Source organism: Paenibacillus sp. KACC 21273, assembly GCF_028736095.1.
GTDB classification, from domain to species: domain Bacteria; phylum Bacillota; class Bacilli; order Paenibacillales; family Paenibacillaceae; genus Saccharibacillus; species Saccharibacillus kyungheensis.
Window position 1 is genome coordinate 221,501 of the sequence record NZ_CP117876.1, and the last position, 19,388, is coordinate 240,888.

The window sequence follows — 19,388 nt, forward strand, 5'->3', positions numbered from 1 at the left end:
ATAATTATTTAAAAGGAATAATACGCGATTGTATAATCTAACAAAAAAGCATGATTCACCAGTATATCAGAAGATGCCCATACATCGGGCGGATCTTGTAGTCGATTGCATAGATCAGTTAAAGCCTCTACCATCACCTGACTACGCACATCTCCCCAGCTAGCATGATGTTGATCGATATGAGATTGTGCTTGCTGTAACGAGCATTTTTTCAGCGTAGAGAATACCCGGCACCATTTCACCAAGTCTAAATGTTGAACCTGATCGGTAAACGAATATTCCGCCCAACCAGTAATCCCATGACTTGCTATTTTTAACAGCCCACAATGCAGATACCCATCCATATCAGGTAATGCGAGCAGATGATTATCATACTGGAACACTTCAATCGAATGAATATGATGTGTAGCCAGATCCACCGTGGATACAGTGTTGCTAGCAGGCGCTATCGGCGAAATTAAACTCATCTCAAATCTACACTCCTTCAAATAAAATCGCTATCTCTATACACAGTAAAACCAGATAAATCAGTAGCCGGCACACTTTTTTGATGTCAGATATTGTTAGCAATCATAGTACCGTTAAGGGTAGAAGTAAAATCAAATCTAAGCTTTTAATAGGCGTTATATGCTTGAAAATAACGATGTAATCGGATTCATTGGTCTCAATCACGTTCTAATGGCTATCATGCTCGCTGATACAACCGTTTATATAAATACTGCGCAAACAGCAGAAAAAGAAGGATGGAATGATGCAAATAAGAGCATACTGCTCAAAAGATAAAGGAATTGATTCAAATTCACTCTTTATGAAGATTCAGACTGCTTTACAAACGAAAAAGGCGGGCGTATGATTTCATTCAAGTTCATTACAGCTTAATGGCTGAAAGGCTAAATCTAGACCTTTCAGAAAGCGGGGGAACCATACGAATAGACAGGGTATTACAGATCTATTCAGGGGTGAATCAGAGACGACAGCTCAGGCTGATCTATCTGTAGGGAGACTCTTACTTCCGAATCCGTCAGCTAACCTCGTAAGCTGCAATAAGAGAGACGACAACAGTCATCTATGCCATATCAGGGGCTTTTTTTGCTCCTGTCTTAGAAGCTGATGAAGAGGTCCTCTTCTAACGGCTTTTTTTTGTTGTCTACAATGAGTGGAGGAGCGCGAACACGCATGGAGTACGAACAGGAATTTGTACTGGTATCGCCTGCTACAGTAGCAGGGGAGCAATTTATTCAATTACTCAAAGTTAAAAAAATACCGTTTGCTATTATAGTGAACAGTCAGGCAGATCAGCTTCGATTTGAAAAGATAGGCATTGAGCATATTCTAGTAATAGATACTCAGCGACAAGACTTATGGCGTATCCCGCAATTGAATATTGGCAAAATCTATTTATTTGAACGTAGTCTACCGTTATGTTGTCGTTATATCCAGATCTGTCGTGCATGGACATCTGATAAGCTATATGTCATTACAGAAGGCAGCCAATCACGCTTAATTTATCGTGGTTTGGGTGCAGATTATATTATTCATACCAATGGAAGTAGCGCTTCGTTTTTATTATAAAAAAAGACTGCTGATCCAACGATCATTTTATTTTGCAATTTGTCGGTGATATCTTGATAATAAAGAAGATAGAGAACCAAGATGATGCGCAGAATGGAGATGATCGTTGTGATCGGTAAAACAGCACTCGTCGCTGGAGCAACAGGTCTTGTGGGCAAAAAGTTGTTGCGTCAGTTATTAGATAGCACAGAATATACACGAGTGATTGCTCTTGTCCGTGAACCTGTGCAACAACTACAACATCTGAAGTTGCAACAGATCGTAGTGGATTATCATAGATTAGAAGATTATCGAGCAGAGATGAAAGCAGATGATGTTTTTTGCTGTCTCGGTACAACGATTAAGCAAGCAGGAACGCAAGCGCAGATGATCGAGATTGATGTATTGTATCCTGTGTCTGTCGCTATGGTGGCGTATAAACAAGGAGCCAAGCAGTTTATCGTGATTAGCTCGATGGGCGCTGATCCCAAATCCAGTATTTTCTATACACGTACCAAAGGAGATATGGAGCAACGGTTACAACAAGTTGGTTATTCTTCATTATCGATTGTTCGCCCCTCTTTATTGCTAGGCAAACGCAAAAATAGCCGCGCAGGAGAGCAATTCGGTGCTGTAGTCTCTCAAGCATTATCATTTCTAATGATAGGTCCTCTCCGCAAATATCGAGGTATCGAAGCAAGTGACGTTGCACGAGCGATGTATCGGATCGCTCAGACCTCCAAGTCAGGTACTCACATATATATGTCAGATCAATTGCAACGAATCGCAGACGAGTCCCAGAGTCGCTCTGCTTCGATAAGCAAATCAGCGAGATCGTAGTAGGTTATAGTTCAATTTTTAATTATAGAAATGGAGAATATCAATATGCCTCAGTTAGAACCAAAGCAAGCCGCTTCAATTATCGAAAAATGGATTGCTTTTTACGATATGGATAATGCCAAAGCATGGGATAAAGACGATTATCCTTTTATCCAATCTTCTTGCAAAGTGATGCGCAGTGCTATTCAAGCATTACGTGGAAAAGCACCTGCACCTAATGAACGTCGCAAAATCGTGACTGGACTTGAAGATTGGTTAGATGATTCATTTATGGACGATCCGAATGAATGGGAAAAAGAAAATAAAGCATTTGTGCAAGAAGCATTAGAAGCGATTCAATTTACGATTCAATTTCTACAAAAATAATGAATAACAGGTAGGAGTGCTCTATGCCAGACGGGTATATTCCACTGTGCAGTCGTGTAATTGGCGATTTTTATATTGCATTTGAACCGCACTCCCATAGTCTAAATATCTATATGCAAAGACCAGAACCAGCGCTCGAAGGGTCTACAGATAGTTCTACGATTATATCGGATGATCAATCTACCATTCCGCCTGCTTCGATGTTGTTGATCGGGTATCTCAAGGTCACATATTCACAAGCTGCTAAGCCTACCGAGTCAGAAGATGATCCTTCTGAAAAAGGGTGTGGGCTGGATGCGGTCTATATCAGTGATTTTCAAATTTATTTCAATTATCAAGATCTCAAATTAGCTGTACCTGTGATTACGTTGTTACGAGATACATTAGCGACTGAAGGATATCGTCTACTGGCTGCACATATTTTCAAAAATGAACGCTCGTATGCCAAATTACATCATACGTATATCGAGCGTTGTGGAGCCACGATACGGCGTGAATATAGCGATTATGTCATTATAGAATGGAAATGGAATCCGGCAGATGATGCAGACAGGAGAATAAGATGAATCACGATACGAACAACCATATTCAGGTAACTCTGTGCCGGGAAGAAGAAGCTCATATCATATGCAATATGTATCCATATTACTTGTACGATCTGTCAGAGATATGGGAACGTCAGCCGAACTCACAAGGCATATTTGATGAAGAACAATATGCTACGCTTCACCAGCAAAGCGATGCGTTTCTGATCTGGTGGCGACATCCAGGGGTTCTATATCCGTGGATTATTCGTGTGAACGGCGTGCCTGCTGGATTTGCTTTGATAGCGACTCCTCCTTATATCCCTGATGGTTCTCATGCACACTATTACTTAAATGAGTTTTTTGTTATGCGTCCATTTCGTGGACAAGGAGTCGCTCAGCAAGCGGCTATTCACGTATTTGACCAATATCGAGGCGATTGGGAACTACAGACCAATGCTTCCTCACGAAATCATCATACTCAATCGTTCTGGAACAATATATTGTCACAATATACAGAGGATCAGTACAGTAAGCGCGAAATAACAGATGAAGATCAGCAACAATTGCTCTCGTATTGCTTTAATAATCAGCAAAAAAACGAATAATCATGATTTTTTTCAGTTTGTTACTTTCTTTTCATGGACAATATATAACGTTTTGTGTAACATAGGCATAATTCACTTTATTGATAAGGAGTATACCTATGGCACAAAAAGAAGGTTCAGGTTCAGCAAGTACAGGCAGTGGTAAGATCGAACGGTTTTCAACAAGCGGGTTTATTTTGGCAGCGATTGGTAGTTCAGTAGGTCTGGGGAATATGTGGAAGTTCCCTTATATCACCGGTAAATACGGTGGGGCTGCATTTTTCTTAATGTTTATTATTTGTCTGATCGTAGTAGGTCTACCGATTCTATTGGCAGAAATGGCGATTGGTCGAAGTGGACGGGGTAATGCTGCGGCTTCGCTTTTCAACATTACAGGGAAGAAGCATTGGAAATGGATCGGTACGATTCCAGTAGTGACTTCTTTCTTGATTATGTGTTATTACGGTGTGGTAGCAGGATGGACATTGCATTATACGGTATTGTCTTTTAGCGGTAGTCTGTCTGATGTTAATACTGATTTTACAGCAGCATTTACAAATTTTGCTGGTGGTTATGCACCATTGTTCTGGCAAGCGGTTGTAATGTTAATTACAGGTATCGTTATAGCTAAAGGGGTATCTGGCGGAATTGAGAAATACAATAAGATTCTGATTCCAGGATTTTTGGTTATTTTGCTAATATTGATGTTCCGTTCATTGACGTTGCCTGGAGCAGCGGCAGGGGTAGAATTTTTCTTAGCACCTGATTTTGATAAGTTAAGTCGGGCTTCGATCTTAACAGCGCTAGGACATGCGTTCTTCTCGCTGTCACTTGGAATGGGTTGTATGTTAACGTACGGTTCTTATGTGCGTAAAGAGCAATCACTAGGTAAAGCAGCGCTTGCTATTGGAGCAGGAGACTTGTTCTATGCACTATTAGCAGGGCTGATTATTTTCCCTACAGTATTCTCTTATGGACTCAAACCGGATCAAGGGGTAGGGCTAGCATTTATGGCGTTGCCTGCGGCATTTGCGCAAATGCCTTTAGGTGCTTTTTTTGGCGGTCTATTCTTCTTATTGCTAGCGATTGCGGCGATTACTTCATGCTTCTCTATTCTCGAAGTACCTGTAGCGTATGCGATGGGACAATGGAATTGGACTCGTAAAAAAGCAGCGAGTATTGTCTGTATTTTCTCTTTCATACTCGGTGTTCCTGCCGCGTTATCTGTCGGGGGTGTTCTTAGCTTTATCACATTGGATGGCAAAAGTATTTTTGATGTATTCGACTTTGTTACTTCTTATATTTTGATGCCTGTGGGCGGATTTATTGTTACGATCTTTACCGGATATGCATGGAAACGCGCAGGTGAAGAAGCAGGATTATCAGGATTTTGGTACGATACATGGATGTTTATTTTACGTTATATTGCACCGATCTTAATTATCCTGATCTTCTTATTTTCTATAGGCATTATTCAACCGCCTCAACCGGAATAAATACGAAAAAAGGAGCATTTATATGACCATTTCTTCTCAAGAAGCTTTTTCCAAAGCATTAGTACAGTCTTTGATCGGAGAAAGAGGGCATTTACCTATCGCGCGCGCGTTGTCGGATATCGATCTAGAATTGTCCGGTCGTGTGCTAGAACATTCTCCTTATACAATTTACCAACTGATTAGTCATATGAGTTACTGGCAAGACTTTATGTTGACTCATTTACGCGGTGAAAAGCCTCAATTGCCAGCGAATGTTAGCGAAAGTTGGCCTACAGAAGTCCAAGCTGTCGATGAAGCGACATGGCAAGATGTATTGGATCGCTTTTTGCAAGGGATCGATTACGCTTGTGAGTTAGCACGTACGATGAATCTGGAGCAACCATTAGTTCATTTCCCGGGAGAAACGGCGGCTGGATTGTTGCGTAATATCGCTTCGCATAATACGTATCATTTAGGCGAAATCGTATTGTTACGTCGTCTGTTTGGCGCATGGCCACCACCGGGCGGCGGATATCCTGCTTAATGTATACATCAGGTCTTTGTATGATTGTGGTGAGTATTATTTCTTCTTTATAAGCGAAAGTGTTCTGCTATGAGCCGTCGATCTCTTTTCTTTCTTTGTGATCATGGTAGTATTTCCAGGGATTGGTGTAATAATACATGGGAACTACATTTACAGTAGAAAAAGGATGTGTAATCATGGCAACACCACCGAAGAAGAAATCGATTCGTTATGATTGGCCATATCATTTTGTGGCTTTGCCTCTTTTATTAGTAACGTTTGTGCTAACTGTGATCTATTGGGTCGAAGCGATTCGTTATGATGAGCATGTATTGTTATCATGGTTACTGTTAATATTAATGGTTTGTTTATTTTTTGCGATTCCGCGAATTCGAGTCTATGCGACCAAAACGCAAGATCGCATTGTGCGTATCGAAGAACAGTTCCGTTATTTCCGTTTAACCGGTAAAGAATTAGACCCTCGTCTATCCAAAGCTCAAATTATTGCACTTCGTTATGCAAGTGATGCAGAATTTCCTGCATTATCCGAACGTGCAGCCAATGAGAATCTATCCAGTTCAGATATCGAAAATGCGATTACGAACTGGCGCGTCGATCATATGCGTATCTAGTCGATAGCGAATATGATACTTATCAACCTATGATGTGTATCGAAATGATATAGAATATAGCCTGAAGTCGCTCTCTATAGAGCGGCTTTTTTTGTTATGACATACCTCGATCACTCCAAATAGACACTATAAAAATTGAAACCACACCAAAAAGCCGAGCACTACAGATCATGTAGGCGCTCGGCTTTGCTATTTAGAATACAGATAATTATTTAGCTAAAAATGGTATCAATCTGTGCAATTTCTTGTGGTGTTAATTGTACATGTAGCGTTTGGAGATTGTCTTTCACTTGCTCAGCGCGCTTCGCACCTGGAATAACAGCATCAATCGAATCGCGTGTAAGATACCATGCTAATACAATATGAGCAATATCGACACCTTTGGCTTGTGCAATCGGGCGAAGTTTATCTACTTTTTCTAAATTATTGATAAACGCTTCACCTGTAAAGAGTGGGTTATTTGCACGAATATCATCGAACTTGGTATCTTTGGTATATTTACCACCTAGTAATCCTGAAGCAAGCGGGAAATAAGGAATAAATGTAATTCCATTTTCAGCGGTATACGGTAATAGATCTTGTTCAGCATCTCGATGGAACAGATTGTAATGAGATTGAAGGACATCGACATCGCCGTTTTTGTTCGCTTCTTTTAACTGTTCTAACGAGAAGTTAGATACACCGATCGCCCGAATTTTACCTTCGTCTTTCAACTTTTTCAGCTCGGCTACAGCTTGATCTTTTGGTGTATGTTCATCAGGGAAATGAATATAAAATAAATCAATATAATCGGTTTGTAGGCGTTGTAGACTTCCTTCTACACTTGCACGTAGAAATTCAGGTGAGTTATCAATCACCACTTCGCCGCTATCTGTAAATTTATGAGCACCTTTGGTAGCGATAATAACGTCTTTACGCTTACCTGTTTCTTGAAGCACTTCACCAATCAATTCTTCAGAGCGCTTAGGTCCATAAATGAATGCAGTATCTAGAAAATCTATTCCTTCTGCTAGTGCAGTGCGGATCATTTCTTTACCGACTTCTTCATCCAAATTAGGATAAATATTATGTCCACCAACCGCATTCGTACCCAGTCCGATTGGATTTACCCATAGATCGCTTTTACCTAATTGTTGTTTTTCAGTCATGATTCATTCAGCTCCTTCGATCTCTTTACTTGATTCTCTTCTATTTTAACAGAATATCATGTGGAGTTAAAATATCGGAATAATTGGGTTTTGAATTCGGAATTTTATGCTTGGCGGGAATACGCTCCAGAAAATAATTTGTTCTTGCCGTCGCTGGTGAAGTCTAATCCCTTGAATGACTGGCAAGCAGTCGGGATTGGACTTCAAAGGCGACTTTCAGAATAAATTATTTTCTTCTGCTCTGTGCGAGGAGGCATGGGGGTGGGTAATTTAAAACAAGTGTGAATGATTCCTCTCCTTGAAGAGGAGGGGCAGGAAGGGAAAGAGTATATAATTAGGAGTTAGTGTAGTTATGAATGGTGTGGAGTAAGAGGATGTATAGGGTAGTTAGATGAATAGATTGGAAGAAAATAGATGGCAAGAAGATGGTTATCAGATATGTTCTATAGGATTGGGTCAGTGTAGGGAATGAACATGTACGTGAGGGAAGGTAGGAGAAGAGGATCAATGAAAACGGCTAAAGTGTTGAGTTTGGTTTTATTTATTGTGATGATCTGTAGCAATGTGTACGGGGCTGTATTTGGAGATGTGTTGGTAGAAGGGCAAATGTTGTTGTCATTGTTATGGGGTCGGTTGGTGCTGGTCGATTTTTATGTGGGGATGATTTTATTTATTTCTTGGATGATTTTTCGCAAAGAATCGGGTTGGAAATTGCTTCTGTGGATCTTGTTATGTATCTGTCTGGGTAACTTCTCCACGTCGCTGTATATTTATCTAGCGTTACGTCATAGCGATGGAGATTGGAATAAATTCTTTTATGGCAAACGAGTAATAGGGCACTAGAAAATGAATATAAAACTAGATGAAATCAATAGTCGGTTTGTAATGTGATTTTAGAAAATTAATAATGTTCTACTATTATTAAAATGATCATTCACAAGACGACTCGCAATACAATTCGTAAGACAAATCAAAAAGGGCAACTTCCTACGAATAGGAGGTTGCCCTTTGAATGATACAATGCTCATTTGTCTTCTTAATCGCTACTTATTTCAAAGTGTAGGAGTTAGAAGCTTTCATGATATCTGCATAAGCCCAGTGACTAGCAGGAACATCTTTCCATGCTTTGTTGCCAGCTGTTAAGTTAGCTGTTTTTTCTAAAATTTTGTTCAAAATTGTTACGGCTTGAGCACGAGTTAACGGTTGATCTGGTTGGAAGCTAGAAGGTGATACACCTTGCATCAATCCAGCCGTTGTTACACGCTTAATATCGTTTGCTGCCCAGTGTCCGTTGATATCATTCGCAAAGGAGCTTCCTGTACCGCTAAGACCTTGCCAGCGGCTTACAATAGCAGCCATCTCTGCACGAGTGATCGGTTGAGCTGGAGCGAACTTACCGTTTGTTAGACCTTTCATCAGTCCAGTGGATTGCATAGAAGCAATGGCTTGATGTGCCCAGAACGTAGCAGATACATCAGAATAACTTCCGTTACCACTAGCAGATGCTTTTGGTGCAGTTGCTTGTAAACGATACAATAGGGAAGCCATTTCCGCACGAGTAATGCTGTTGTTTGGACGGAATGTTTGATCCGGGTAACCCTGGATATAAGCAGGTTTGACTACACCAGCAGTTGTATCTGTATTGACATTGTTGTTATCTGTTGTTGAATTATTCGTTGGAGCAGATGCCAGGTTCTGCATATCTACAATCGTAAATGTACTGAATTTGTTAACTGTAAATTGTAGACCTGTCTGACCATTACCATAATCCACTACGCTTGGTTGTACCAATTCACGATCGCCATCACTATGCTCGATAAAGATACGCAATTGATTTAACCATTGTTGTTTGGCTGTTGCATCTTGTGGAATCGCACTGTTATCGATCGGCATTACCAATTGAACCGGTTGATTTTGCAAATTCGTTTCAATCGTCATTGGACGACCCACTACAGAGATATCACCATTGCCTAGAGCTTGTTTTACGATCTGTTCTTGTTTTGCACGATTCGCCACTGCATTTTGTTGTGCTACTGTTTTGAGTGGTACAAAGTGGAAATAAAGATCGTTTGTAATGTTGTTCAATGAAGTAGAAGCAACAGACAATTTCGCATCGTTAGTGCTGATTTCTAAATTCATTGCTGCATTTTTCAAATCTTTCGCTGCTGTTAACGGTAAAGTGATATCGGTTTGAGACACTTCATCGCTAGCATCTGGAACAACTAGACGAACCGTTTGTTGAGCAGCATCTTTTAGCTTCGTAATCGCTTCGATCACTTTATCAGTTGAGAATGTGATCTGATCTTGTTTTTGACCATTAGCTTGAGTTGTACGGTTGACCACTGCTGTAGCAGGAATCGTTGTTTTGCCTTTACCATCATCTACATCAAGTGTGATCTTTTGTGAACCACCTGAAGAAGATGTTTTATCATCGGATTCTTTGACTGTTACAGTTGCACTTGCGAACAGTTCTTTTTGAGATACAGAGTAAGCGCTGATGATTGCTGTACCTTTACCGATTGGAGTAACAACACCGTCAGTTACTGTAGCTACACTTGGATTGCTGCTGATCCATAATACAGTAGAATCTGTAGCATTATCAGGAGTTACAGTTGCTTTTAATGTTTGAGCAGCGCCTTTTTTCTTGAAATCTAATGTTGCTTTGTCTAAAGTAACACCAGTTACTGGAATCACTTCTGCTTCATCCAAGAAGTTTAGTTTAGTCAATGTACCTGATTTTGCAGAACTTACATACCCTGTATGGTCTGGTAAGAATGCAACACCATAAGCAAAGTTTGTTTCACCCATCATTTCAAAATTCTGTGTTGCAACAGGAAGATTTTGAAGTAAAGAAGCTTTTGCTTTGTACAAGTAGGCATATCCCACATTTACATATAAATTACCAAATTGGCTAATCGTAATACCACGAATGACTGTTGGATAAGATGCAACCAATTCAGGATTCAGATTGGCACCAGATAGACGAACAATATTAGAAGTCGATGTTTCGCTAAAATAATCATTTGTAGTAGTAGCAATATACAAACGATCTTGTTGATCTAAAGCAAGTCCAGTAATAGATGTAGCATTTTTCATACCTTGAGTAGAAATGAGATTAATAGGTTCACTGGATGGATTAAACACTTGACTAGGCGCAGTGTAATAAAGAGTGCTATATTCTTCTAAATCTGAAGTTGTATAAGGCAGTAATTCACTGTCTTGCAGATACTTATGATCTAGCACCCATACACGATTATCACCAGATTTGGAGTAGTATAGGTCTCCAGCTTTGTTTAATGTTACAGCAACGATATCATCGCCTTTAGAAAGGTGAGTCACTTTTAATGTTTTGGTAGAAACTTTGTAAAGTCCACGATCATAATCAGCATAATATACATCACCATTGAAATACGCTAATTCAAATGGACGATTAAGTTCAACTTGTGTAAGATCGGTCGGAATAGCTTTGACTGATACATAACGAGTCACTTCTTGTGCACTCAAACCAGAGCTATTTTGTACATTGTAATGAACAATGTATTCACCTACAACAGAGGTATCAATAGCATTTACAGGCTCACCATTTAACGTATAAGTGACAGTTGGTTGTAGATTGCTATCTACAGCATCTGTAATAGCAACGCCTGCATCAACATAAGCATCACCTTGAGTTAGTCGTACAGAGTAATCACCATTCAATGTGATAACAGGAGGAGAGGCTTTTTGGAATGGTCGAATAGAAATACCATTACTATAATATCCTTTACTATTCGGCAGGATAACCAGTCCTACTGCAGAATAAAAATCACTTGGGTAAGACTCGATAAGTGAATTATCTACAGGTAAGCTTTGTAAATGATCATAACTTATCTTTCTAAGCCCCACACTTAAAAATCCGCTACTGCTATAAAATAAATTTCCTTTGGCATCTGTAGTGACTCCCAAAATACCATGATAATTAGAATTTGTATTATTTGTGAGTACGTTTTGTCTTGCTTTCGTTGTCAGGTTTACTTTGATAAGGCTACTGTCAGAGTTGGAGCTGTAATTGTAGCTTCCAATATACATATTATCATTGTTATCAATAGCCAACCCGTACATACTAGTGTTATTGTATGAATCGAAAACGTTTGAATAGTCATTAAAATTTGCTGAATCTAACGGAAGATCTTGGAGATATTTTGCAGATATTTTGTAAACATGTTTATCTCCGTTTTTGGTATAAAATAGATCGCCCGCTTTATTTAAAGCGACACCGAAAAAACTATTTGAAGATTTAACTATATGTTCTACTTCACCTGTAGTTACTGATATACGATCAATACCTTGTCCATAGGAGGATACATATACATATCCATTGTGATAAGCCATACCGTATGGGCTTTGAATATTTACTTTACTAAGATCGAAATAGCCACTAAATGGCTTAACAATAACTGTACGAGTGACTTGCTCAGCAGAAAGATTTGTAGGATTAGTAACATTGTAATAAATGGTATACGTACCAGCAATATTGGTGTCTATACTAGAAACGGGAGTACCATTTAACGTATAGCTCATTTTTGCAACTAGATCAGTATAGTTATTATCTGTAATCACTACACCAGGTTCTACAAAAGTATCACCTACACTTAATGTGATTGTAGAATTACCGACAAGTGCAAGGGTTGGAGCTGTAGGTTGTAAAGGTGATTTTTGCATAGATCCACCACTACCAATGTAAGAATCTCCATTGGAAAGAAAAACAATTCCATAAGCACGGGTATAAGAATTTGGCTTTAAATTAACCAAACTGCTTGATTGTAAAGGAATACTAGTCAAATCTTGTGAAGAAATACGATAAACTTTTTCATTATCCCCAGCAGTATAAAGGTTTCCAGATAGGTCGAACGAAAAGCTTGTGAAAGAGGTGGAAAAATTTTCAATTACGACCTTAGCACTGTTTGTACCTGCTGGAATTTTTAAAATAGCTCTTGTTGAATAATCAGAGAAATATACATTATCTTTAGCATCGATAGCTAAACCATAAATATAATTATATTTGTCAGAAAAGAATACAGTACTGCTCTCACTGAAGGCTGTATTACTCAATGGTAATTCAAGCATATCTTTGTGAGATACTTTGTAAATATTCGGATCACTATCAATAGTATAAAACAAGTCACCAGAAGAATTTAAAGCAACTCCCATAAAAGAACGAGCAGTTTTTACAATAGAAGTTACTTTACCTGTGTAAAGATCTACACGAGATATTCCTTGATCGCGTTGAGCGACATAAACATAATCACCATAGTATGCCATACCATAAGCGTTAGAAAGAGTAACGCTTGATAAATCGATATATTGTTTGGAACTTGTAACAAGAACTGTGCGGATAACCTCATCAGCGGCTACATTATCACCGTTAGTTACATTGTAGTGAATCTTGAATATACCTTCTAAACTCGTATCAACTTTAGTTACAGGAGAACCGTTGTACTCGTAAGTGATATTAGCTGTTTTGAGATCAGGGTATACATCGTCTTGTACGGTTACACCTGGATCAGAAAAGGTACTACCTACTTTAATTTGAATCTGTGCATCTCCAATCAACGTAATCACAGGTTTACTGTTTGTTTGATTCGAAGAAACACCAGTATTTGTACTTTCGACATGAGTGACAGGAGTGCCAGAAGAGTAGGTGTCATTGGTAACCGAGCTTGATTCGTTGCTAGTTGTTGTATTGGTTGTATTGTCCTCAGCAAAAACATTTGTCGTTGCTGTCCCCGGCAATGCAATCAATACAGCTAAGCATAAAATCATCCATTTTTTCATGCTGTAAATATCCCCTTTGCTTTTTAAATCGTGAATCTTGTTTTACTATATCGAATCAGACTGAACAATTTCTGAACATTTATTAAGATCATGATTTTACCATTTTTATCCATTACATATCTATTAATGATTAATGGCGATATATAGCACAGATAAGGGTAAATTTAAATTATTTTCATTGATGAAAATAACTCTTGCTTATGAGTCAATCATGTCCTAAAATGAGGTTGCAGATGAATGCAAGCGTTTGCAAAGAGTGTTGTGAGTACATGTATAGATGTAATCCCTCTCTTTTGTAAATGCTATTTTTCTACTGTATAACAGGAGTTTGAAGATTTTTTGATAGCGTTATCAAATTCCTATTTACTTTTTGCTCATTACATAAGAAAATGGGTAAGAAGTAAAAAATATCTAATTATGTTATTTATGTTCTTTTGTTGTTCTTGATTCAAGGTGTAATTAAAAAAAAGGGGCTGAGTACATGAAGCGTAAGTTGAAAAAAAGCAGCACAATGTCACTGATGATGGTTTTGCTATTTTCAGTCGTCATGAGTGCATGCGGAGGAACAACAAGTAATACAGCATCAACAGAACCCGCTGCAACCGGAACAGATACAACAGCAACGACAACAACAGGTACAGATATGATCAAGACAGCGAAAGTTCCAGCTGGATCTGAATTAGAAAAAGCCTTAAAAGGTGAATATAAAGGAACTAAAGTAACGATGTACGGTCCATTCGTAGACGCGGATGAGCAGAAATTCAATGCAAGTATCAAAGCATTCGAAGATCAAACCGGTATTGATATTGCTTATGAAGGTTCCAAAGAATTTGAAGCTACTATCAATGTACGTGTTAACGGTGGTAATGCACCGGATATCGCTGACTTCCCACAACCAGGATTGTTAGAAGGATTCGCTAACTCTGGTAAAGTGGTTGATGTATCTAGCTTTATGGATGCTAACTATCTGAAAGAGCAATACAAAGATAGCTGGCTAGATATGGCGAAGATGAAAGGTGAAGGCGGCAAAGAAATTACTGCGGGCGTATGGGCACGTAGTAGTGTGAAAAGCTTAGTATGGTACAACAAAAAAGCATTCGCAGATGCTGGTTATGAAGTACCTAAGACTTGGGACGAAATGATGGCATTAACAGAGCAAATCGCTAAAGATGGCGATCCTGCTTGGAGTATCGGTATTGAAAGTGGTACAGCAACAGGCTGGCCTGCAACAGACTGGATCGAAGATATTATGCTTCGTACAACTACTCCTGAAAACTATGACAAATGGGTAAAAGGCGACTTGCCATTTACAGATCCTATTGTTAAAAATGCAGTTAAAAAAATGTCTGATATCTGGTTCAACAAAGATTATGTATACGGTGGACGTAGTTCAATCGTAACAACGAACTTCGGGGATTCCATCCAACCGTTGTTTACAGATCCTCCAAAAGCATGGTTAAACCGTCAAGCTGGATTTATCGTATCCTTTATTCCTGAAGGCGTAACAGCAGACGAGTATGACTGGTTCCCGTTCCCATCGATTGATGAGCAATATGGTACACCTGCGATGATCTCTGGTGATATCTATGCGATGTTCAATGATCGTCCAGAAGTACGTGCAGTCATGGAATTCTTTACAACAGCAGAATCTCTACAAAGCTGGATTCAATCCGGTGGTGTAACACCTCCAATGAACGGTACTCCTGATGATTGGTTCGCTAATGATCAAGAACGTCGTATGTCTCAGTTTGTACAAGAAGCCAAAACAATCCGCTTTGACGGTTCTGACTTGATGCCAAGTGCTGTAGGCGCAGGAACGTTCTGGAAAGGTATGACGGATTATGTGAGTGGTACAGCTAATCTAGATGAAGCGATGGCTGAGATTCAATCAGGCTTCAAAAAACAATAGTATCGCACGATAGATACTATGCATGTAGATAGCAGGTATACATTGACATGAGTCAGAACGGGCCGATGCTATCGGTCCGATTTTGGCTTGATTAAGGGGGAAAGCCGATGGACGTGCGAGCCAATCAAGGGTCTATGTTGAAGTTGATTTTGTTATCAATACTTGTTCCTGCTTTAAACGTAGGCTTGCATTTCTCGATCTTTTTATTTTTTAGAAGCTCGGATCTTCCACCGGTCTTGAATGCTTTGCTTGCTGTGATCTGGGGAATATTTGGGATCTATTCTATTTATTTTTCATTGAACTGGGTAGTTGAGCAATATTCGGATAAATGGAAAGAACGCGTCATTCCTTATGTATTTGTAGGGCCGGCTGTATTATTGCTAGGCTGGTTGCTCTTTTTACCAACATTACGTACATTATATCTTAGTTTTTTCAATGCCGATTCGACCCGATTTGTAGGGCTAGCTAACTTTGGAGCTGTTTTTACAGACAGACTATTGTTAACAGCGCTACGCAATAACTTGCTGTGGGTGGTATTCGGAACCTTAGCGTGCGTTATTTTAGGCATGTTAGTCGCTGTACTGGCTGACCGCAGTAGCTTTGAACGTCTTGCCAAAGCGATTGTTTTTATGCCGATGGCGATTTCGTTCGTAGCCGCAGGGGTTATCTGGAAATTCATCTATTACTACCAACCAGGCGATGACCAGATCGGTCTACTTAACGCTATTATGGTGCAGTTAGGACTCCAGCCGCAGGGCTGGCTCAGTATGGTGCAACCCTGGAATAACCTCTTCTTGATTGTCATATTGGTCTGGATGCAGACCGGGTTTGCTATGGTTATCTTTTCCGCTTCGATCAAAGGTATACCGGAAGATATGTTGGAAGCCGCGCGGATGGATGGCGCAGGTGAAGTACGTATCTTTTTCAAAATTATGTTGCCTGTGATCTCTAGTACAGTACTTGCAGTTACGACAACGATTATCGTATTTACACTGAAAATATTCGATGTCGTTATGATTATGACTGGTGGACAGTACGGAACAGAAGTAGTTGCAACTGAATTCTACCGTCAATTATTTATGTATCAAAATGCAGGCTATGGTTCGACGCTTGCGATTGTGTTGCTGATTGCAGTTATTCCGGTTATTATCCTGAATCTGCGCCAGCTTCAGAAGGAGGGAAGCTTCTGATGGCTAAACGAAAAAATAAAGCACCCAAACGCAAAGCGAATTGGTTGGTTAATACGATTCTAGCGATTATCTGTATTATCTGGTTTATTCCTACACTGGGGTTATTGATCTCATCAGTGCGTCCGGCAGCAGATATTTTGCAGACCGGTTGGTGGACCGTATTCCCTCATCGCCAGTGGGCAACTGAAGAACAAGTGAAACTTCCCAAAGATACTGATCTTCGTCAGCCGATCACCGTTAATGGACAGACATTTAGCGATGATCAGCTCAAATCAGGTGTAATGCAAGGTGATAAACGTCTGGTCTGGGAAAATCGCCGTTCACGTACTGTAGATGTTCAGGATAAAAAATGGAGTGGATTCACACTTGATTTTACAACGCTGAACTATGAAACAGTGCTAGGCGGTAAACAGTACAAAATCACGCAACCTGATGGCACTGTCAAAACCGAGCAAGGTAGCGGGATGGGAAGATCGTTCTGGAATACGATCGCTGTTGTTATTCCATCGACAGTCATCCCGATCTTTATTGCTTCCTTTGCCGCATATGCTTTTGCATGGCTCAAGTTCAAAGGACGACGCGTCTTTTTTGTAATCGTGATTGCACTACTGGTTGTACCTTTACAAGTTGCTTTGATTCCGATTTTGCGAGATTATACAGCACTTGGACTCAATGGAACGTACTTCGGTATATGGTTAGCACATACGGCATTTGGTCTGCCGCTAATTACGTACTTTATGTACAATTCGATTAGTCAGCTTCCTCGTGATCTGTTCGAATCGGCTTATATGGATGGAGCAACTAACTTTACCATTTTCTCTAAATTAATTCTTCCATTGTCTGTACCTGCACTGGCTTCGATTAGTATCTTCCAGTTCTTATGGGTATGGAACGATTATCTGGTATCACTTATCTTCCTCGGTTCTCAACCGGAAGTACAGGTATTGTCAATGAATATTGCGAATATGGTTGGTTCGCGTGGTAGTGACTGGCATCTGTTAACAGCAGCGGCATTTGTCTCTATGCTAACACCACTTGCTGTATTCTTTGCATTACAGAAGTACTTTGTACGTGGTCTATTGGGTGGATCGATCAAAGGATAATAACCTGTTTAGTCCAAAAGACGATAATAAAAGACCGCTCTTCGATACAGGAGGAGCGGTCTTTTATGTATTTGTTGAATAGTAGAGAAGCAACTGGAATTTATTGGCTTAGAATTGTATCATGAATAGACTACATGTTACAAAAAAGGTGGGAAGTGTATGGATACAGGATCATTGATTATATCGACGGTATTGCTTGTTATTGCACTACTGGCTGTATTGTCGATTGTGTATTATAGCTGGCGTAATGGCATCTCCCCATTACCAGCATCATTATTGTTGCGAAGTAAAGTAGCTGAAGAAGTGTTGCGTTTGTCTAAAGTACAAGAATTAGATCATCCGCTTTTCAAATTAGAAACAGATGATCCTGCGCAACAATATTCGATTATCCAACAACATATGGAATACCAAGCACGTCAAAAAACTATTGTAGAAACCGGTTCAGGCTGGGGAACATTAGCGATATTTTTAGCCAAACATATCCCGAATTATCATGTGATCGGTATCGAAAATTCGGTAGTGCCTTTTTGGATTTCTAAATGGTGGGCCAAGTTTGAGAAAGTGCCACTTACATTTATCCGTGGAGATATGTATCAATACCCTTATGAAGAAGCAAATATTATTGTGTGTTATTTGTTTCCGGGAGCTATGAAGCAATTGAGTACGATTTTGCGTGAACGTGCTGTAGCGTATACATATATTATTAGTGTCTATTTTGCATTGCCCGATTGGACACCTGAAAAGATTGTACAATGTGTGGATATTCACCGTACCAAAATTTATATTTATAAAGTAGGCGCATAGTTATTGTATCTTCTTGCAGATAAAGTCTCACACTATAGATATAAAAAAACACATGCAATAGAATAATCGCATGTGTTGATTGGTGCTTAATGGGTGCTTGGTTATAGAGAACAATACTTAGTTATGGTCTTTGAAAATACCAAACGGCTTACCAATAGGTAAAAATGTTTTGCCAAAATGAGTATTTAATACCAATGCGCCTGTACCGTATAAAGACATAATCCCAATACCCATCTCTGCATAAGCAGCAAGTGTATGGAAAATATGAGGAGCCACACCAAACGCATCAAAGGTGAGTCCGAGGAATAACAGATCGATCAAGCAGAAAATAATAAATAATACTTTGTGTGTCTCCATGGCACCGATCGTCATAAAGAGTACAAAAACAAGATAACCGGCAAAAGCAAAGCCTAGTTGCTTACCATCTACATCATTGGCTAGAGCAGTGCCGAATACGCCCATTTTGATCATCCAGTTGCCTGCCATCGCGAACCAGAAGAAAGCAAATGCTCCAAATGCCGTCGTACCAAATGTATTGTTTCGCTTGGAATCTTGAATACAAGCGAATAATTGAGCGCAAGCGCCCAGAAAGATCGCCCAGGGAATAGCATAGCTGAGTCCTGTCGTTAGACCTAGCTTTTGAGAAGAAGCTACCAGAGTAACAATAGCCAGACCGAATAGGCCGAGTGCGCTAGGATCAGCATTGATGATCTTAACATGAGTTTGCGAAGAAGTTTGCATAAGGAATTTAGCCTCCAATAATTGTTAGGTATCCCTCACTGTCGTCAGACATACCTCAAGCATTGTACCTGAAAAGACGCAGATAGAAAAGAAATATTATTAGTTACATATTAATTAGAGAAATACCTGTCATACTACTGTTTATTTATTTCAATTTGGGGAATTATTTGACTATTTACGT

Annotated in this window: 17 protein-coding genes and 1 riboswitch; of the genes, 13 read left to right on the forward strand and 4 right to left on the reverse strand. The window is 39.6% G+C overall.

Annotated features, from left to right (window positions below):
* Nucleotides 1-8: 8 nt before the first annotated feature.
* On the reverse strand, nt 9-467 hold the full coding sequence (locus PQ460_RS01035; protein ID WP_274171471.1) for a hypothetical protein: 459 nt from the start codon (nt 465-467) through the stop codon (nt 9-11).
* A 411-nt stretch (nt 468-878) separates the two neighbouring features.
* Nucleotides 879-1,055: riboswitch (cyclic di-AMP (ydaO/yuaA leader) on the forward strand.
* 121 nt (nt 1,056-1,176) lie between these two features.
* Here PQ460_RS01035 and PQ460_RS01040 point away from each other — a divergent pair.
* The 8 genes from PQ460_RS01040 (at nt 1,177) to PQ460_RS01075 (ending at nt 6,498) form a co-directional block, all read left to right on the forward strand.
* Nucleotides 1,177-1,572, forward strand: a complete 396-nt coding sequence (locus tag PQ460_RS01040) for a hypothetical protein (protein WP_273614116.1) — start codon at nt 1,177-1,179, stop codon at nt 1,570-1,572.
* A gap of 81 nt (nt 1,573-1,653) precedes the next feature.
* Nucleotides 1,654-2,391, forward strand: a complete 738-nt coding sequence (locus PQ460_RS01045; RefSeq protein ID WP_274171472.1) for an oxidoreductase — start codon at nt 1,654-1,656, stop codon at nt 2,389-2,391.
* A gap of 45 nt (nt 2,392-2,436) precedes the next feature.
* On the forward strand, nt 2,437-2,757 hold the full coding sequence (locus PQ460_RS01050) for a hypothetical protein (RefSeq protein WP_274171473.1): 321 nt from the start codon (nt 2,437-2,439) through the stop codon (nt 2,755-2,757).
* 23 nt (nt 2,758-2,780) lie between these two features.
* The gene (locus PQ460_RS01055) at nt 2,781-3,323 is read left to right on the forward strand and encodes a hypothetical protein (RefSeq protein WP_274171474.1); all 543 of its coding nucleotides are present in this window, start codon (nt 2,781-2,783) and stop codon (nt 3,321-3,323) included.
* On the forward strand, nt 3,320-3,889 hold the full coding sequence (locus PQ460_RS01060) for a GNAT family N-acetyltransferase (protein WP_274171475.1): 570 nt from the start codon (nt 3,320-3,322) through the stop codon (nt 3,887-3,889). The genes PQ460_RS01055 and PQ460_RS01060 overlap by 4 nt, the downstream gene beginning before the upstream one ends.
* A gap of 98 nt (nt 3,890-3,987) precedes the next feature.
* Nucleotides 3,988-5,364, forward strand: a complete 1,377-nt coding sequence (locus PQ460_RS01065; RefSeq protein ID WP_274171476.1) for a sodium-dependent transporter — start codon at nt 3,988-3,990, stop codon at nt 5,362-5,364.
* A 22-nt stretch (nt 5,365-5,386) separates the two neighbouring features.
* Nucleotides 5,387-5,887: a DinB family protein gene (locus tag PQ460_RS01070; protein ID WP_274171477.1), complete on the forward strand. Its 501-nt coding sequence runs from the start codon at nt 5,387-5,389 to the stop codon at nt 5,885-5,887.
* A 137-nt stretch (nt 5,888-6,024) separates the two neighbouring features.
* Nucleotides 6,025-6,498: a DUF6526 family protein gene (locus PQ460_RS01075; RefSeq protein ID WP_274171478.1), complete on the forward strand. Its 474-nt coding sequence runs from the start codon at nt 6,025-6,027 to the stop codon at nt 6,496-6,498.
* Between the two features lie 212 nt (nt 6,499-6,710).
* Here the strand turns inward: PQ460_RS01075 and PQ460_RS01080 are convergent, their stop codons facing one another.
* Entirely contained in the window at nt 6,711-7,646 is a 936-nt protein-coding gene (locus tag PQ460_RS01080; RefSeq protein WP_274171479.1) for an aldo/keto reductase, read from the reverse strand.
* Nucleotides 7,647-8,153: 507 nt separating this feature from the next.
* On the opposite strand from PQ460_RS01080, the gene PQ460_RS01085 reads away from it, so the two are divergent.
* Nucleotides 8,154-8,489, forward strand: coding sequence for a DUF1475 family protein (locus PQ460_RS01085; protein WP_274171480.1), 336 nt, complete (start codon nt 8,154-8,156; stop codon nt 8,487-8,489).
* A gap of 204 nt (nt 8,490-8,693) precedes the next feature.
* Here the strand turns inward: PQ460_RS01085 and PQ460_RS01090 are convergent, their stop codons facing one another.
* Nucleotides 8,694-13,460 (reverse strand): immunoglobulin-like domain-containing protein, encoded by a 4,767-nt coding sequence (locus PQ460_RS01090; protein ID WP_274171481.1) that lies wholly within the window; start codon nt 13,458-13,460, stop codon nt 8,694-8,696.
* Nucleotides 13,461-13,941: 481 nt separating this feature from the next.
* Between PQ460_RS01090 and PQ460_RS01095 the strand changes: the two genes are divergently transcribed.
* From PQ460_RS01095 to PQ460_RS01110, 4 genes are all read left to right on the forward strand, one after another.
* On the forward strand, nt 13,942-15,369 hold the full coding sequence (locus PQ460_RS01095) for an ABC transporter substrate-binding protein (RefSeq protein ID WP_274171482.1): 1,428 nt from the start codon (nt 13,942-13,944) through the stop codon (nt 15,367-15,369).
* Between the two features lie 107 nt (nt 15,370-15,476).
* Nucleotides 15,477-16,559 carry a carbohydrate ABC transporter permease gene (locus tag PQ460_RS01100; RefSeq protein WP_273614104.1) on the forward strand — a complete coding sequence of 361 codons (1,083 nt, stop codon included), beginning with the start codon at nt 15,477-15,479 and terminating at the stop codon, nt 16,557-16,559.
* On the forward strand, nt 16,559-17,662 hold the full coding sequence (locus tag PQ460_RS01105) for a carbohydrate ABC transporter permease (protein WP_273614103.1): 1,104 nt from the start codon (nt 16,559-16,561) through the stop codon (nt 17,660-17,662). Before PQ460_RS01100 ends, PQ460_RS01105 begins: the two co-directional genes overlap by 1 nt.
* A gap of 159 nt (nt 17,663-17,821) precedes the next feature.
* Nucleotides 17,822-18,466 (forward strand): class I SAM-dependent methyltransferase, encoded by a 645-nt coding sequence (locus PQ460_RS01110; RefSeq protein ID WP_274171483.1) that lies wholly within the window; start codon nt 17,822-17,824, stop codon nt 18,464-18,466.
* 117 nt (nt 18,467-18,583) lie between these two features.
* Here the strand turns inward: PQ460_RS01110 and PQ460_RS01115 are convergent, their stop codons facing one another.
* On the reverse strand, nt 18,584-19,207 hold the full coding sequence (locus PQ460_RS01115) for an acetate uptake transporter (protein ID WP_204825942.1): 624 nt from the start codon (nt 19,205-19,207) through the stop codon (nt 18,584-18,586).
* Between the last annotated feature and the right edge of the window lie 181 nt (nt 19,208-19,388).

Excerpts from the sequence above, each read along its gene's own strand:
- PQ460_RS01035 (WP_274171471.1), bottom strand. The coding sequence starts at position 467 with ATGAGTTTAATTTCGCCGATAGCGCCTGCTAGCAACACTGTATCCACG.
- PQ460_RS01040 (WP_273614116.1), top strand. The coding sequence starts at position 1,177 with ATGGAGTACGAACAGGAATTTGTACTGGTATCGCCTGCTACAGTAGCA.
- PQ460_RS01045 (WP_274171472.1), top strand. The coding sequence starts at position 1,654 with ATGATGCGCAGAATGGAGATGATCGTTGTGATCGGTAAAACAGCACTC.
- PQ460_RS01050 (WP_274171473.1), top strand. The coding sequence starts at position 2,437 with ATGCCTCAGTTAGAACCAAAGCAAGCCGCTTCAATTATCGAAAAATGG.
- PQ460_RS01055 (WP_274171474.1), top strand. The coding sequence starts at position 2,781 with ATGCCAGACGGGTATATTCCACTGTGCAGTCGTGTAATTGGCGATTTT.
- PQ460_RS01060 (WP_274171475.1), top strand. The coding sequence starts at position 3,320 with ATGAATCACGATACGAACAACCATATTCAGGTAACTCTGTGCCGGGAA.
- PQ460_RS01065 (WP_274171476.1), top strand. The coding sequence starts at position 3,988 with ATGGCACAAAAAGAAGGTTCAGGTTCAGCAAGTACAGGCAGTGGTAAG.
- PQ460_RS01070 (WP_274171477.1), top strand. The coding sequence starts at position 5,387 with ATGACCATTTCTTCTCAAGAAGCTTTTTCCAAAGCATTAGTACAGTCT.
- PQ460_RS01075 (WP_274171478.1), top strand. The coding sequence starts at position 6,025 with ATGGGAACTACATTTACAGTAGAAAAAGGATGTGTAATCATGGCAACA.
- PQ460_RS01080 (WP_274171479.1), bottom strand. The coding sequence starts at position 7,646 with ATGACTGAAAAACAACAATTAGGTAAAAGCGATCTATGGGTAAATCCA.
- PQ460_RS01085 (WP_274171480.1), top strand. The coding sequence starts at position 8,154 with ATGAAAACGGCTAAAGTGTTGAGTTTGGTTTTATTTATTGTGATGATC.
- PQ460_RS01090 (WP_274171481.1), bottom strand. The coding sequence starts at position 13,460 with ATGAAAAAATGGATGATTTTATGCTTAGCTGTATTGATTGCATTGCCG.
- PQ460_RS01095 (WP_274171482.1), top strand. The coding sequence starts at position 13,942 with ATGAAGCGTAAGTTGAAAAAAAGCAGCACAATGTCACTGATGATGGTT.
- PQ460_RS01100 (WP_273614104.1), top strand. The coding sequence starts at position 15,477 with ATGGACGTGCGAGCCAATCAAGGGTCTATGTTGAAGTTGATTTTGTTA.
- PQ460_RS01105 (WP_273614103.1), top strand. The coding sequence starts at position 16,559 with ATGGCTAAACGAAAAAATAAAGCACCCAAACGCAAAGCGAATTGGTTG.
- PQ460_RS01110 (WP_274171483.1), top strand. The coding sequence starts at position 17,822 with ATGGATACAGGATCATTGATTATATCGACGGTATTGCTTGTTATTGCA.
- PQ460_RS01115 (WP_204825942.1), bottom strand. The coding sequence starts at position 19,207 with ATGCAAACTTCTTCGCAAACTCATGTTAAGATCATCAATGCTGATCCT.